Origin of the sequence: Microbacterium sp. zg-Y818 (assembly GCF_030246905.1) — a bacterium.
GTDB lineage: Bacteria > Actinomycetota > Actinomycetes > Actinomycetales > Microbacteriaceae > Microbacterium.
Genome location: NZ_CP126741.1, coordinates 2,973,298 through 2,986,902, shown reverse-complemented (window position 1 = coordinate 2,986,902; position 13,605 = coordinate 2,973,298). Strand labels below are relative to the sequence as shown.

The 13,605-nt window shown below is 71.6% G+C and carries 15 protein-coding genes; 9 read left to right on the top strand and 6 right to left on the bottom strand.

The window, feature by feature from the left end; all coding sequences use genetic code 11:
* Nucleotide 1: 1 nt before the first annotated feature.
* The 3 genes from QNO21_RS14110 to QNO21_RS14100 are packed head-to-tail and all read right to left on the bottom strand — an operon-like array spanning nucleotide 2 to nucleotide 3,052.
* Nucleotides 2-1,186, bottom strand: coding sequence for an acyl-CoA dehydrogenase family protein (locus QNO21_RS14110; RefSeq protein WP_257518469.1), 1,185 nt, complete (start codon nucleotides 1,184-1,186; stop codon nucleotides 2-4).
* Nucleotides 1,183-2,076 carry an amidohydrolase family protein gene (locus QNO21_RS14105; protein WP_257518468.1) on the bottom strand — a complete coding sequence of 298 codons (894 nt, stop codon included), beginning with the start codon at nucleotides 2,074-2,076 and terminating at the stop codon, nucleotides 1,183-1,185. Before QNO21_RS14105 ends, QNO21_RS14110 begins: the two co-directional genes overlap by 4 nt.
* A 43-nt stretch (nucleotides 2,077-2,119) precedes the next feature.
* Entirely contained in the window at nucleotides 2,120-3,052 is a 933-nt protein-coding gene (locus QNO21_RS14100; protein WP_257513615.1) for an SDR family oxidoreductase, read from the bottom strand.
* Between the two features lie 92 nt (nucleotides 3,053-3,144).
* Between QNO21_RS14100 and QNO21_RS14095 the strand changes: the two genes are divergently transcribed.
* Entirely contained in the window at nucleotides 3,145-3,645 is a 501-nt protein-coding gene (locus QNO21_RS14095) for a MarR family winged helix-turn-helix transcriptional regulator (protein WP_257513616.1), read from the top strand.
* A gap of 10 nt (nucleotides 3,646-3,655) precedes the next feature.
* Here QNO21_RS14095 and QNO21_RS14090 read toward each other — a convergent pair whose 3' ends face one another.
* The 3 genes from QNO21_RS14090 to QNO21_RS14080 all read right to left on the bottom strand — a co-directional run bounded on the left by QNO21_RS14090 (nucleotide 3,656) and on the right by QNO21_RS14080 (nucleotide 6,957).
* Complete coding sequence (locus QNO21_RS14090; RefSeq protein ID WP_257518467.1) at nucleotides 3,656-4,882, bottom strand: MFS transporter; 1,227 nt, start codon at nucleotides 4,880-4,882, stop codon at nucleotides 3,656-3,658.
* A gap of 48 nt (nucleotides 4,883-4,930) precedes the next feature.
* Nucleotides 4,931-6,115: a 4-hydroxybenzoate 3-monooxygenase gene (locus QNO21_RS14085; RefSeq protein WP_257518466.1), complete on the bottom strand. Its 1,185-nt coding sequence runs from the start codon at nucleotides 6,113-6,115 to the stop codon at nucleotides 4,931-4,933.
* A gap of 89 nt (nucleotides 6,116-6,204) precedes the next feature.
* Nucleotides 6,205-6,957, bottom strand: a complete 753-nt coding sequence (locus QNO21_RS14080; protein WP_257513619.1) for an IclR family transcriptional regulator — start codon at nucleotides 6,955-6,957, stop codon at nucleotides 6,205-6,207.
* A gap of 117 nt (nucleotides 6,958-7,074) precedes the next feature.
* Between QNO21_RS14080 and pcaH the strand changes: the two genes are divergently transcribed.
* The 8 genes from pcaH to QNO21_RS14040 are packed head-to-tail and all read left to right on the top strand — an operon-like array spanning nucleotide 7,075 to nucleotide 13,603.
* Nucleotides 7,075-7,890 carry a protocatechuate 3,4-dioxygenase subunit beta gene (gene pcaH, locus QNO21_RS14075; protein WP_257518465.1) on the top strand — a complete coding sequence of 272 codons (816 nt, stop codon included), beginning with the start codon at nucleotides 7,075-7,077 and terminating at the stop codon, nucleotides 7,888-7,890.
* Nucleotides 7,887-8,447, top strand: coding sequence for a protocatechuate 3,4-dioxygenase subunit alpha (gene pcaG, locus QNO21_RS14070; RefSeq protein ID WP_257518464.1), 561 nt, complete (start codon nucleotides 7,887-7,889; stop codon nucleotides 8,445-8,447). The genes pcaH and pcaG overlap by 4 nt, the downstream gene beginning before the upstream one ends.
* Complete coding sequence (locus tag QNO21_RS14065) at nucleotides 8,437-9,825, top strand: lyase family protein (RefSeq protein WP_257518463.1); 1,389 nt, start codon at nucleotides 8,437-8,439, stop codon at nucleotides 9,823-9,825. Before pcaG ends, QNO21_RS14065 begins: the two co-directional genes overlap by 11 nt.
* Nucleotides 9,822-10,604 carry an alpha/beta fold hydrolase gene (locus tag QNO21_RS14060; RefSeq protein WP_257518462.1) on the top strand — a complete coding sequence of 261 codons (783 nt, stop codon included), beginning with the start codon at nucleotides 9,822-9,824 and terminating at the stop codon, nucleotides 10,602-10,604. Before QNO21_RS14065 ends, QNO21_RS14060 begins: the two co-directional genes overlap by 4 nt.
* Nucleotides 10,601-11,038, top strand: coding sequence for a 4-carboxymuconolactone decarboxylase (gene pcaC / locus QNO21_RS14055; RefSeq protein WP_257518461.1), 438 nt, complete (start codon nucleotides 10,601-10,603; stop codon nucleotides 11,036-11,038). Before QNO21_RS14060 ends, pcaC begins: the two co-directional genes overlap by 4 nt.
* Nucleotides 11,035-11,784 (top strand): 3-oxoacid CoA-transferase subunit A, encoded by a 750-nt coding sequence (locus QNO21_RS14050; RefSeq protein WP_257518460.1) that lies wholly within the window; start codon nucleotides 11,035-11,037, stop codon nucleotides 11,782-11,784. The genes pcaC and QNO21_RS14050 overlap by 4 nt, the downstream gene beginning before the upstream one ends.
* A complete protein-coding gene (locus QNO21_RS14045; RefSeq protein ID WP_257513626.1) occupies nucleotides 11,781-12,437 on the top strand; it encodes a 3-oxoacid CoA-transferase subunit B in 657 nt (218 codons plus the stop codon). The genes QNO21_RS14050 and QNO21_RS14045 overlap by 4 nt, the downstream gene beginning before the upstream one ends.
* A complete protein-coding gene (locus tag QNO21_RS14040; RefSeq protein WP_257518459.1) occupies nucleotides 12,434-13,603 on the top strand; it encodes a thiolase family protein in 1,170 nt (389 codons plus the stop codon). The genes QNO21_RS14045 and QNO21_RS14040 overlap by 4 nt, the downstream gene beginning before the upstream one ends.
* Nucleotides 13,604-13,605 lie beyond the last annotated feature (2 nt).

Here is a 13,605-nt window from a genome sequence, read left to right as displayed (position 1 = left end):
TTCAGACGAATGCGGACAGGCCGGTGAGGCCACGGCCGACGATGAGGGAATTGATCTCGTGCGTGCCCTCGTACGAGTACACGGCTTCGGCATCGGCGAAGAATCTCGCGACGTCGTGCTCGAGGAGGATGCCGTTGCCCCCGAGCACCTCGCGGCCGAGGGCGACCGTCTCACGCGCCAGGCGTGCGGTCTGAAGCTTCGCCAGCGCCGAGTTCACGTCGTCGTACGCCCCGGCGTCCTGGCGGGCCGACAGCTGTACGGCCATGCCCAGGGAGGCGACCGTGTTGCCGAGCATGCGGGCGAGCTTCTCCTGCACCAGCTGGAACCCGCCGATGGGTCGGCCGAACTGCTCGCGCTCGGTGACGTAGCGCACGGCCGCCTCCAGCGAACCGGACTGCAGCCCTGCGGCGATCCACGCGACGTCCGAGCGCATCGTGCGCAGGATCGCGGTGACGTCACGCCACGAATCGATCCCCTGCAGCCGGTCCTCCTCGCTCACGCGCACGCCGTCGAGGTCGATGACGCCGTTCTGCATCGGGCGGAGCGAGACCTTGCCGTCGATGTTGCGGATGCTCACCCCCGCGGCGGTGCGGGGCACGAGGAAGGCCTTCACGTCGTCGTCGGCCACGTCGCGGGCGAACACCGCCAGCACGTCCGCGGATGCCGCGCCGCCGATCCACCGCTTCGCGCCGTCGATGATCCAGGTGTCGCCGTCTCGGCGGGCGGTGGTGGCCAGCCCCCCGGCGATGTCGGATCCGTGGTCGGGTTCGGTCAGCGCGAAGACGCCTTTCAGGCCGAACGAGCGGATGGCGCCGTCCAGGCGCGCCGACTGTTCGCGCGATCCGCCGAGGGCGACGGTGGCGCGGAAGAGGCCGGACTGGGCGTTGTAGAGCGTGGCGACGGAGACGTCCGCACGGGCGAGCACCAGGGTGCGGAACCCGGAGAACATCGACGATGTCGCCTCCCGCTCGTCCACCCCGGCGGGGTTCATGAGATCCAGCGGAATGAGCACGCCCAGCACGCCCTCGGGCATGGTCGCGGTCTCCCACGCGTCGCGCATGAGCGGCGTGACGTCACGGTCGAGCGCGGCCGCAAGCGTGGTCAGCACCGCACGGGCGGCAGAACTCAGGTGGGTCTCTGCGAACCCGTAGGGGTCGTAGCCGAGCGCGGTCGGGGCGATGGTCACGAGTCACCCCCGAGGCCCAGCAGCCGGACGGCGTTGTCCTTCATGATCGCGGGCAGCGCCTCTGGCTTGAACGCGGCGTGCGCGAGGTCGCGGATCCACCGGTCGGGGGTGATCATCGGAAAGTCCGATCCGAACAGCACGCGGTGCTTGAGCACCGAGTTCGCGTAGCGGACGAGCTCGGCGGGAAAGTACTTGGGGCTCCAGCCCGACAGGTCGATCCAGGTGTTGTGCTTGTGGGTCGCCACCGACAGTGCTTCGTCCTGCCACGGCACGGAGGGGTGGGCCATGATGATCTGCAGATCGGGGTGCTCGGCGGCCACGACGTCGAGGAGCATCGGGTTCGACAGCCCCAGCCGGAACCCCCGCCCGCCCGGCATCCCCGCGCCGATCCCGGTCTGCCCGGTGTGGAACAGCGCCACGACGCCGGCATCCTGCAGCACCTCGTAGAGCGGGAAGTGCACGGGATCCGACGGGTCGAACCCTTGCACGGTGGGGTGGAACTTGAACCCGCGCACGCCGCTGTCCTCGATGAGGCGGCGCGCCTGCGTGATCGCCGCGTCGCCCTTGCGCGGGTCAACGGAGCCGAAGGGGATGAGCACGTCGTTGTTGCGGGACGCGCCCTCGGCGATCTCGGCACTGGAGATCGCGGGGTGGCCGAGGTTGGTCTCGGAATCCACGGTGAACACCACCGCGGCCATCCGGCGTTCGCGGTAGTAGGCCGCGATCGCGTCGAGGTCGGGGCTCGGTCCGTCGGTGGCGAAGTACTTCGCCGCAGCCTCGGTGAGGTCCTCCGGCAGCGACGAGTGTCCGTGCGCGTCGATCTCGACGTGCACGTGGACATCGATCGCAGTGATCGCATCGATGTCGATCGCGGGACTGTACCGGGTCATCATCGCTCCGTTGCGAGGGTGTGCCGGCCCCGAAGGGACGGGGTCAGGCGGTGGGTGCGGGCTGCTGGAGCTCTTCCGGCAGGGGTGGGAACTGTTCGCCCACGCCCTGCAGATTGCCGGCGAGCAGCACCTCGCCCGATTCGACGAGCGCATCGAACGTCCAGCCGCCCTCCCGGTACGCCGTCACGACGGGCTCGGGGTGCGACCACACCTGCAGGCGATCGCCGCCGACGCCGATGGCCTGGCCGGTGATGCCCGCTGCGGCATCCGATGCCAGATAGGCGATGAGTCCGGCGACGTCGTCTGCTGTGCCGAAGCCGAGGTCGTGGCGGAAGAACGGCGGCATCTGCTCGCCGGCGGCGTCGGCGGATACTGCGGCGGCGAAGTACGGCACCGTGGCGGTCATCGCGGTGGCGGCGACCGGGATGACGGTGTTCGCGGTGATCCCGGCCTTCTTCAACTCGAGCGCCCAGGTGCGCACCATGCCGGCGATCCCCGCCTTGGCGGCGGCGTAGTTGGTCTGCCCGAAGTTGCCTCGCTGGCCGGTGGGGGAGCCGATGCAGATGACGCGCCCCGGGACGGAGTTGGCGCGCATGTAGGTCACCGCTTCGCGCACGCAGGTGAAGGTGCCGCGCAGATGCACGTCGATCACGACGTCGAAGTCGTCATCGCTCATCTTCCACAGCACGGTGTCTCGCAGCACCCCGGCATTCGTCACGACGATGTCCAGCCCCCCGTACGTGTCGACGGCCGCCTTCACGAGCTGCTGCGCCGTCTGGGTGGGGCCGACCGCGGCCACCACGGCGGTCGCCCGGCCCCCGGCGTCGACGATGGATGCCACGGCCCGGGCCGCGACGTCCTCCGCCACGTCGTTCACCACGACCGCGGCGCCCTGGCGGGCCAGCTCCTGTGCGTAAGCCAGGCCCAGCCCGCGGCCCGATCCGGTGACGATGGCGACTTTGCCTTCGAGTGACATTGAAGCTCCTTCGGTTGCGTCACATGAAACTCCACATCATTGAAAGTGTCAATGATTTGAGAGGTCCAGCATCGGCCGGATAGGATTCAGGCATGGCCTCCCCCTCTCCGTCGCCCGAGCACGGGCGGCCGCCGACCGGTATCGAGCGCCTCTGGGGAACCTCCGTCGGTGGGGATATGGCGTTTCTGCTCGCGCGCGCCAACGCCCGCTCGGTGGCTGGAGCCAACCGTGCGCTGGCCGGATACGAGCTGAAGGTGCGGTCCTATTCGGTGCTCTCGCTCGTCGCCGACGGGGCGCGGCCGACCCAGCGGGAGCTGTCGGAGTTCCTGCGGCTGGACCCCAGCCAGATCGTCGCCCTCGTGGACGACCTCGAATCGCGTGCGCTCGCCCGCCGGGAGTCCGACCCCAACGATCGCCGGGCCAACGTCGTGGTGGCGACGGCCGCGGGTCGTGAGACGCACCGCCTTGCCCGCGCCGCCGTGCAGGCCGCCGAGGCCGAGAGCTTCGGTGCTCTCGACCCTGACGAGCGCGAACAGCTCACCGCGCTGCTGCGCGGCATCGCCGAGGACCCCGTCGCGGTCGACGCGGGCTGAGGTCGCCGCCTCAGCGATCGAGCACGAAGCGCTCTCGCCCGGCGAAGACGCCGATGATGCACTGGCCGGCGAGCACCGCCAGCAGCAGCGCGAGGGAGGCGAACCAGGCACCCGTGAGGTCGTGGAGCCAGCCGAACACGACGGGTCCGGTCGCGGCGATCAGGTAGCCCACCGACTGCGCCATGCCCGACAGCGCCGCCGCAGTGTGGTGGTCGCGGGCGCGCTGGGCCATCAGCGTCATGGTCATGCCCAGCGAGGCCCCCGACGACAGACCGAGACACGGCGCCCACAGTGCCACGAGGCCCGGCGCGACAATGAGCCCGAGGATGCCGGCGATCGCGAGGGTCGGGATCAGCGCCGGGACGCGTGCGCGGAAGCCGCTGCGGCGCAGCAGCAGCGGGAGGATGAGCGACCCGGCGATCGAGAACAGCTGGTAGAGCATCACATCGAACCCGGCGACGATCGGTGAGCGCCCGGTCGACACCGACAGCGGGGCGAGCCACGTGACCAGCATGTAGAACACCGACGCCTGCGTCCCCATGTACCCGGCGACGAGCCACGCTGTGCGGTCGGTCCAGATGCCCGTCGGCGGCCGCCTGCCGCCGTTGCCCCGGGTGTGCGCGGGGGCGGTGACGCCCGCCGGGCCGCGCGCCGCCCATGCCCACGCGGCGATCGCGAAGGGGAGCAGGGCGCCGCCGGTGACCAGCAGCGAGAACCGCCATCCGGCGGGGTCCTGCGGCCACGGCCACTGCGAGATCGGCACGGCGGCTCCCGACGCGACCGCGCCGAACCCCCCGAGCAGAGCCGAGTACACCGCCGTCATCGCCGCGATGCGCTGCGGGAACTCCCGCTTGACGATGGCGGGCATGAGCACGTTCACGATCGCCAGGGCGATGCCGATGAGGGCGGCGCCGATCCACAGGCTCGCCGTCGGTCCCGGGAGGGAGCGGACGATCGTGCCCACGGCCAGCAGCACGAGCGAGACGAGCATGACGCGGGACATTCCGAACCGGTGCGACAGGTCGTGCGCGAGCGGGGAGAACAGCGCCCAGGTGACCAGCGGCACCGAGGCGAGGAGCCCCAGCGTGCCGGGTGCGAGGCCCGTGCCGTCGCCGATCTGCGCGAGCAGGGGACCGACGGCGGTGATCGTCGGGCGCATGTTCGCCGCGATCAGGAAGAACGCCGTGATCAGGCCGATCGACGCGTCGCGTCGTGTCGGCGAGCGATCGGGTCCCATGGACACGGGACTATACCGGGGCGACGGCGGAGGGCCGGATTCCCGGGGTCAGCGGTCCAACGGCCAGCCGGTGTAAGCCTCGGCGAGGTAGGCGCGCCCGCCGTCGGACTCGACCACGCTGCGCAGCTCGCCGATCTGGCGCCGTCGGTCGAAGTCGGCGGCATCGGGGGCCACGTGCAGCATGTTCGTCATCCACCACGAGAAGTGCTGCGCCTTCCAGATGCGCCGCAGCGCCCGCTCGGCGTACGTGTCGATCAGTCCCGCGTCCGCTTCGACCAGCAGGGCGCGGAGCGCCTCGGCGAGCAGCACGACGTCGGCCACGGCGAGGTTCATCCCCTTGGCCCCGGTCGGCGGCACGGTGTGCGCCGCGTCGCCGACGAGCGCCGCCCGGCCGCGCAGCAGTTCACGCGCGACGAAGCTGCGGAACCGCAGCACGTCACGCTGGAAGATCGGACCCTGTTCGAGCATCGTTCCGGGCACGCGTTCCTGCAGCATCCCCCAGATCTGGTCCTGCGACGGCGCGTCGGGGTCGGCGTCGGGGTCGCACTGGAAGTACATGCGCTGCACCGTGGGGCTGCGCTGGCTGATGAGGGCGAAGCCGTGGTCGGAGTTCGAGTAGATCAGCTCCGCGGAGCTCGGCGGCGCTTCGCACAGGATGCCGAACCAGGCGAAGGGGTATTCGCGGAAGTACCCGCTCGCTGCAGCACCCGTGACCGCCGTGCGCACGACGCTGCGGGAGCCGTCGGCGCCGACCACGAAGTCCGCGTCGATCTCGGTCACGCCGCCTGCGGCATCCGTCGCCACCACTCGCGGCCGATCGGTGTCGATGCCCGCGACGTGCGAGGCGGTCACCCCGAACCGCAGATCCTGCCCCGCCGCCAATCGCAGCGCGAGCAGATCCTTCAGCGCCTCGTGCTGCGGGTACAGCCACACCCCCCGCCCCACGAGCGCCGCGAAATCGATGCGATGTCCCTCGCCCTCGAACCACAGCTCGATGCCGTCGTGGCGTCGCCCGACGGTGTCAACGCGTGTGCCGGGATCGATGCGGCGCAGCAGCTCCACCGTGCCCTGCTCCAGGATGCCGGCACGCACCGTGGTCTCGATGTCTTCGCGGGAGCGCTGGTCGATGACGACGGAATCGATGCCCGCCTCGGCGAGCAGGTGCGAAAGCACGAGCCCGGCGGGACCTGCCCCGACGATGGCGACGCGGGTACGCGTGACGGTGGTGGTCATGACGGCTCCTTCGGCGGATGACAGAGCCCATCGTGGGCCCGGGCGCGGATCCGCACCGGCACAGTCCCGTTCAACGGGAGACGGTCGCGCTACCGCCGGTACCCGAGGGAGCGCTCGATGTCGCGTGCCGCGCGCTGCAGCTCGACGACGGCGAACTCCGACTCCGCCCCGCGCGGCACGACCACCGACAGTGCCGCGACGACGTGGCCGGTCTCGTCCAGGAGCGGCACGGCGATGCCGGTGGAGACGTCCTCGATGTACCCCGGGGCGATCGCGTGGCCGAGCGTGCGCACCTCGGCGAGCTTGCGGCGCACGGCTGCCGGGTCCACCAGCGTCTCGCGGGTCAGCGCGAGCAGGGGGCCGGCGAGCACCCGCTCCTGCAACGCCGCGCCGCCGAACGCCAGCAGCACGAGCCCCGAGCTGGATGCGTGAAGGGGAAGCCGCCCCGCCACCCGCGTGATGTTCGCCCCGGACTCGGCGCCGCTGAGGCGCTCCAGAAACAGCGCCTCGTCCTGCTCGAGGATGGCCAGCTGGGTGTGCTCTCGCACACGCGACTGCACGCGTTCCATGAAGGGCAGCGCCGCTTGGCGCAGCCGCAGCGCCGATGAGGACCGCGTGGCCAGCTCCCACAGGCGCATCCCGACGCGCACGCGGCGGTTCTCGTCACGCTCGAGCAGTCCGGCTGCGGCCAGCTCTCCCACCACGCGGTGCGCCGTCGAGCTCGGCAGTCCCGCGCGGCGACCGATCTCCGCCGTCGTCTGCACGGTGCGGGTGGGGGTGAACGTCTCGAGGATGCGCACGAGCCGATCGATGCTCGATTCACCGGACGGGGAGTTCGCCATGGCCCGAGTGTGGCACATGCGCAGAGAGGGGTTCTCGTTCAATGGGAGATGAATTCCGGTGTCGGCCGACGCGCGCGACGATGGGACGAGCTGACTTCACGGCGTCGAAGGAGACCCATGACCGAGACCACAGCCGCCGCGCCCGAGACGCTGCTCGCCTCGCCCGACCAGGTGACGCAGGACGAGATCACCCGTGAGATCCGCGATCGGCACGGCGAATACGCGGCGCGTGAGGCGGCGGGCGAGGCCCTGCCGGCCACGATGCGCGACTTCCCGCCGTACCGTTCCACCATCCTGCGCCACCCGACGAAGAACCCGAAGCTCGTCGATCCCGAGACGATCGAGCTGGTCTCACCCGCGTTCGGGCAACGTGATGTCGCGGCGATCGAGTCCGACCTCACGCTGCAGCACACCGGTGAGCCGCTCGGCGAGCGGATGACGGTGCGAGGCACCCTGCGCGACTCCTGGGGCCGCCCGCTGCGCAACCAGCTCATCGAGATCTGGCAGGCCAATTCCGCCGGCCGCTACATCCACCAGCGCGACCAGCACCCGGCGCCGCTGGACCCGAACTTCACCGGTGCGGGCCGTGCGATCACGAACGACGCCGGCGAGTACCTGTTCACCACGATCAAGCCTGGTCCGTACCCGTGGAAGAACCACGTCAACGCGTGGCGTCCGGCCCACATCCATTTCTCGGTCTTCGGATCCTCGTTCACGCACCGCCTCGTGACGCAGATGTACTTCCCCGGAGACCCGCTGTTCGCCCTGGACCCGATCTACAACACGATCTGGCGTCAGAGCGACCGCGATCGCCTGGTCGGCGTCTACGACCACGACCTGACATCACCCGAGTGGTCAACCGGCTACCGCTTCGACATCGTCGTCGACGGTCCGGATGCCACGTGGTTCGAGCCGGAGGAGCACGACGCATGACCGTCCCCGAGCGCACCCACGTCCCCAGCCCCGGCCAGACCGTTGGTCCCTTCTTCGCCTACGGCGTCGAGTACGCCAAGATGCACGAGGTCGCCTTCCCGCACTCGCCGGGGGCGATCCTGCTCGCCGGCACGGTGTTCGACGGGGACGGCAACCCGATCCCCGACTCGTTCGTCGAGATCTGGGGCGCCGACCAGGACGGCACCATCCCGACCGCACGCGGCGCGTTTCGCCGCGACGACCACACGTTCACCGGTTTCGGGCGCACCTTCACCGACGACGAGGGCCACTACGAGTTCTGGACGCGCAACCCGGGCGCCGCAGCGGGCAAGGCGCCCTTCATCGCCGCGATCGTCTACGCCCGGGGCCTGCCCGACAAGCTGCACACGCGCATCTACCTGCCGGACGACCAGGCGGCGCTGGATGCCGACCCGCTGCTGCGCTCGCTCGCACCCGACGAGCGCGCTACGCTCATCGCGTCGCGCACCCCCGACGGCAACCTCCACCACGACATCCGGCTGCAGGGGGAGAAGGAGACCGTCTTCCTTGTCTTCTGACGCACCCGTCCCGTTCGATGTCGGGCTGCTCTCGCCCGTGACGGCCGGGTACGACCAGGACACCTCGGATGCCGCGGTGCTCGCGGCGCTGGTGGCGGCCGAGGTCGCACTCGCGCGCGCCTGGGCGCGGGTCGGCGCCGCGCCCAGCGTGCTGGCAGACGCCATCGCCGACGCGCTCGGGGCGCAGCCGTCCCCTGACGAGCCCGGCCTGCCAGAGACCTCGTGGCTCTCCGCCGCCGACCTCGCCGTCGCTGCCCGCGCCGGCGGCAATCCCGTGATCCCGCTCGTCGGGGCGCTGAAGCAGCGCGTCCCCGCCGAGGCCGCCGAGTGGGTGCACCGCGGCGCGACGAGCCAGGACATCGTCGATTCCGCGCTCATGTTCACCGCCCGGCGTGCCGGCGGTCAGATCGTGGCCGACCTCGAGGCCATCGAGTCGCAGCTCGCGGCGCGCGCCGCCGCGCACCGCGGCGACGTGGCCGTCGCGCGCACCCTCGGGCAGCACGCCGTGCCGACGACGATCGGGTTGCGCCTTGCGACATGGCTGGGTGGCATCACCCGCGCCCGGTCACGGCTCGCCGGCGTGCTCGGTGAGCTCCCCGCACAGCTGGGGGGCGCCGGCGGCACGCTCGCCTCGTTCGTCGAGGTCGGCGGTGTCGCCGCGGCGAGCGGGCTCCCCGGCGCGTTCGCGGCGGAACTCGGCCTCGCCGCGCCCGACGCCCCCTGGCACACCACCCGGTGGCCGGTCACCGAACTCGGCGATGCGCTCACGCAGGCCACCGATGCGCTGGGCGTGATCGCGGGCGACGTCGTCACCCTCAGCCGAACGGAGATCGGCGAACTCGCCGAAGGGTCGGGCGGCGGATCCAGCGCCATGCCGCACAAGCGCAACCCGGCCGCCGCCGTGCTGGTGCGCTCGGCGGCGCTGCGGGCACCGCACCTGTCCGCCACGCTCCACACCGCCGCCGCGCTCGCGGTCGATGAGCGCCCCGACGGCGCGTGGCATGCCGAGTGGCCGGCGCTGCGCGAGCTGCTGCGGCTCGGTCGCGGTGCGGCCGCGACCACGGCCGGCCTCGTCGCGGGTCTGCGAATCGCCCCGTCGGCCGCCGCGCGCAACCTCGCGATGACCGAGGGGCTCATCCTCGCTGAGCGGGTGGCCCTGGTGCTGACGCCGCTGCTCGGGACCGATGCCACGGCCGATCTCCTCGCCCGTGCCGGCGCCGGCGAGCCGCTCGCCGACCTCGTGACGGCCGCCGCCGGTGCCGCGGGGGCCGACCTCGACGTCGCCCAGCTGCTCGACCCGGCAGGCTACCTGGGCCTCGCCGATTCGCTCGTCGACGCCGCCGTTTCCCGTGCCGCGTCCCCCGAGGAGCCGTCGTGACCCGCCCTGTCGTCGCCCTGTCCACCCCCGTCGGGCCCGAAGCTGCGCCGCTGCTGGTGCTGGGGCCGTCGCTGGGGACCACCGGCATCCTCTGGGAGAAGGCCATCCCGGCCCTCGCGGAGGGGCATCGGGTGCTCACGTGGGATCTGCCGGGGCACGGCCGGTCGGCACCGGCATCCGCCGCGTTCACCGTCGCCGACCTCGCCGACGCGGTCGTCGCGGCCGTGCGCGAGGTCTCCACCGCCCCGTTCTTCTACGCCGGAGTCTCGCTGGGCGGTGCGACCGGGCTGGAGCTGCTGCTTCGGCATGCGGATGCCGTGCGCGCGGCGGCCATCATCGCCTCGGGTGCTCAGCTCGGTGATGCGGACGGGTGGCACGCCCGCGCCGCCAAGGTGCGCACCGAGAGCACGTCGAGCATCATCATCGCGTCGGCGCAGCGCTGGTTCGCCCCCGACTCGGTCGCGCGGGAGCCCGAGCTGTCTGGCCGACTGCTGCACGCCCTGCAGGACACCGACGACGAGTCGTACGCCCGCTGTTGCGAAGCGCTGGCCGCATACGACGTGCGCGCCGAGCTCGGCCGGATCGAGACGCCGGTGCTGGCGGTGTGGGGCGAATTCGACGCCGTCGCACCCGAGGCCAAGGCCCGCGAGATCGCCGACGGGGTGCCGCAGGGCCGCATCGCGCGCATCGCGGATGCCGCGCATCTGCCGCCCGCCGAGCAGCCGGAAGACATGGCCCGGGTGCTCGTGGAGTTCTTCGACAGCAAGGGGACGCGATGACCAGACCGCGGGGTGAGGGACTGAGCGACCAGGAGCGCTACGACAACGGCATGACGGTGCGCCGCGCCGTGCTGTCGGATGAGCACGTCGACCGGGCGACCGCCGCGACGACGGAGCTGACCGCCGACTGGCAGGATTTCATCACCCGCGTCGCCTGGGGGGACGTCTGGTCGCGGCCGGGCCTCGACCGCCGCTCCCGCTCGATCGCCGTGCTGTCCTCGCTCATCGCGCACGGCCATCAGGAGGAACTCGCGATGCACCTGCGCGCCGCGGTGCGCAACGGGCTCACCGTCGACGAGATCCGAGAGGTGATCCTGCAGTCGGCGGTCTACTCCGGGGTCCCCGCCGCCAACACCGCATTCCGCATCGCGTCGGAGGTGTTCGGCGAAGAGGTCGCGGACGGGCGCGCCACGGGCGACGAGGGGCAGCAGTGATCGACAAGACCGTGCCCGACGTCGTCGCCGCCGTCGCCGGCATCCCGGACGGCGCGACGGTCATGATCGGCGGCTTCGGTCGGGCCGGTCAGCCGGTGGAGCTCATCGACGCGCTCATCGCGCAGGGCGCCACAGACCTCACGATCGTCAACAACAACGCCGGCAACGGTGACACCGGCCTCGCGGCGCTGCTGGCGGCGGGGCGGGTGCGCCGCATCGTGTGCTCGTTCCCGCGGCAGCACGACTCCTGGGTCTTCGACGAGCTGCACCGCGCCGGCCGGATCGAACTCGAACTCGTGCCCCAGGGCAATCTCGCCGAGCGCATCCGGGCCGCGGGCGCCGGCGTCGGCGCGTTCTTCACCCCGACAGGCGTGGGCACGCAACTCGCCGAGGGCAAGGAGCAGCGCGAGATCGACGGGCGGCAGTACGTGCTGGAGTATCCGATCCGCGCGGACTTCGCGCTCATCTCCGCGCTGCAGGGCGACCGCTGGGGGAACCTCGTGTACCGCGAGACGGCACGCAACTTCGGCCCCATCATGGCCACAGCTGCGACGACCACGATCGCGCAGGTGGATGAGGTGGTGCCGCTGGGCGACATCGATCCGGAGCGGGTCGTCACCCCCGGCATCTTCGTCGACCGCGTCGTCGCGGTCGGCTGGCGGCCCTGGCTGCGCGGGGGTGCGTTCGTGGGCGGCGTCGACGTCGAGGGCCGTCCGCGGGCCGACGAGGCGGAGGGTCGGCGATGACCGGTCTCACGAGGGACGCCCTTGCGGCACGGATCGCCGCCGACATCCCCGAGGGGGCGTACGTCAACCTCGGGATCGGCGCCCCGACGCTCGTGGCGAACTACCTGTCGCCCGACCAGGAGATCATCCTGCACACCGAGAACGGGCTGCTGGGCATGGGCGGGGCGCCCGAGTCCGACCTCATCGACCCCGACCTGATCAACGCGGGCAAGCAGCCGGTGACCGCGCTTGCCGGTGCCGCCTACTTCCACCACGCGGACTCGTTCGCGATGATGCGCGGGGGTCACCTCGACGTCTGTGTGCTGGGGGCGTTCCAGGTGTCGCAGTCGGGGGACCTCGCCAACTGGTCCACCGGCGCACCGGGCGCGATCCCCGCCGTCGGCGGAGCCATGGACCTCGCGATCGGGGCGAAGAGCGTCTACGTCATGACCGATCTGCTTACCAAGCAGGGCGAGCCCAAGCTCGTGTCGTCCTGCACGTACCCGCTCACCGGGGTCGCATGCGTCACGCGGGTGTACACCGATCACGCCGTCTTCGACGTCACCGACGCAGGCTTCGCCGTGCGGGAGCTGTTCGGCGACACCACTGTGGCCTGGCTCGCTGCGGTCACCGGGCTGGCGATGGCCGATGGCCGGGGGGAAGGACGCTCATGAGCGCTGCATTCATCTACGACGCCGTGCGCACGCCCTTCGGCCGCGCCGGGGGCGCGCTGGCCGGGGTACGGCCCGACGACCTGGCCGCGGTCGTCATGCGAGCGACCGTGCAGCGCACCGGGCTGGACCCCGCCCGCATCGCGGACGTCATCTTCGGCGACGCGAACCAGGCGGGCGAGGACAACCGCAACGTCGCGCGGTTCGCGGCGCTGCTGGCGGGCTTTCCCACGTCTGTCACCGGGGTGACCGTCAACCGGCTGTGCGCGTCGTCGGTCGAAGCGGTCATCCAGGGCGCGCGGGCGATCGAGACGGGAGACGCCGACGTCGTGCTCGCCGGCGGCGTCGAGTCGATGAGCCGCGCCCCGTTCGTCGTGGAGAAATCCCCCAAGCCGTGGCCGGCGGTGGGCAACCAGACGATGTGGAACACCTCGATCGGGTGGCGCATGGTCAACCGGGCGCTGCCGACGCCGTGGACGATCAGCAACGGCGAATCGGCGGAGAAGATCGCCCGCGAATGGGGGATCTCCCGCGACGCGCAGGATGCCTTCGCCGCGCGGTCGCATCATCTGGCCGCCCAGGCCTGGGAGGCGGGTGTCTACGATCCGGAGATCGTGCAGGTGGCCGGAGCAGAACTCGCGCGCGATGAGGGGATCCGCTCGGACACCTCCGTGGACAAGCTCGCGGGGCTCACCCCCCTGTTCGCCGCCGATGGCACCGTGACGGCGGGCAACTCGTCGTCGATCAACGACGGCGCCTCAGCGGTGCTGCTCGCCGCCGAGGGTGCGGTGCAGGGCGAGCCGCTCGCGCGCATCGCCGCGCGGGCCGCGCACGGCGTCGATCCCGATGACTTCCCCATCGCCCCCATCGAGGCGGCGAACAAGGCGCTCGCGAAGGCCGGCAAGACCTGGGCGGACGTCGATGTCGTCGAGCTCAACGAGGCCTTCGCGTCGCAGTCGCTCGCGTGCCTGGCCGGCTGGCCCGACCTCGACCCCGCAAAGCTCAACATCCACGGCGGGGCCCTCGCGATCGGTCATCCGCTCGGCGCCTCGGGCGGTCGCATCATCGGTCACGCCGCGCACGAGCTGAAGCGGCGCGGCGGGGGCGTGGCGGTCGCCGCGATCTGCATCGGCGTCGGCCAGGGGCTCGCCGTGGTGCTCGAACGCTGACG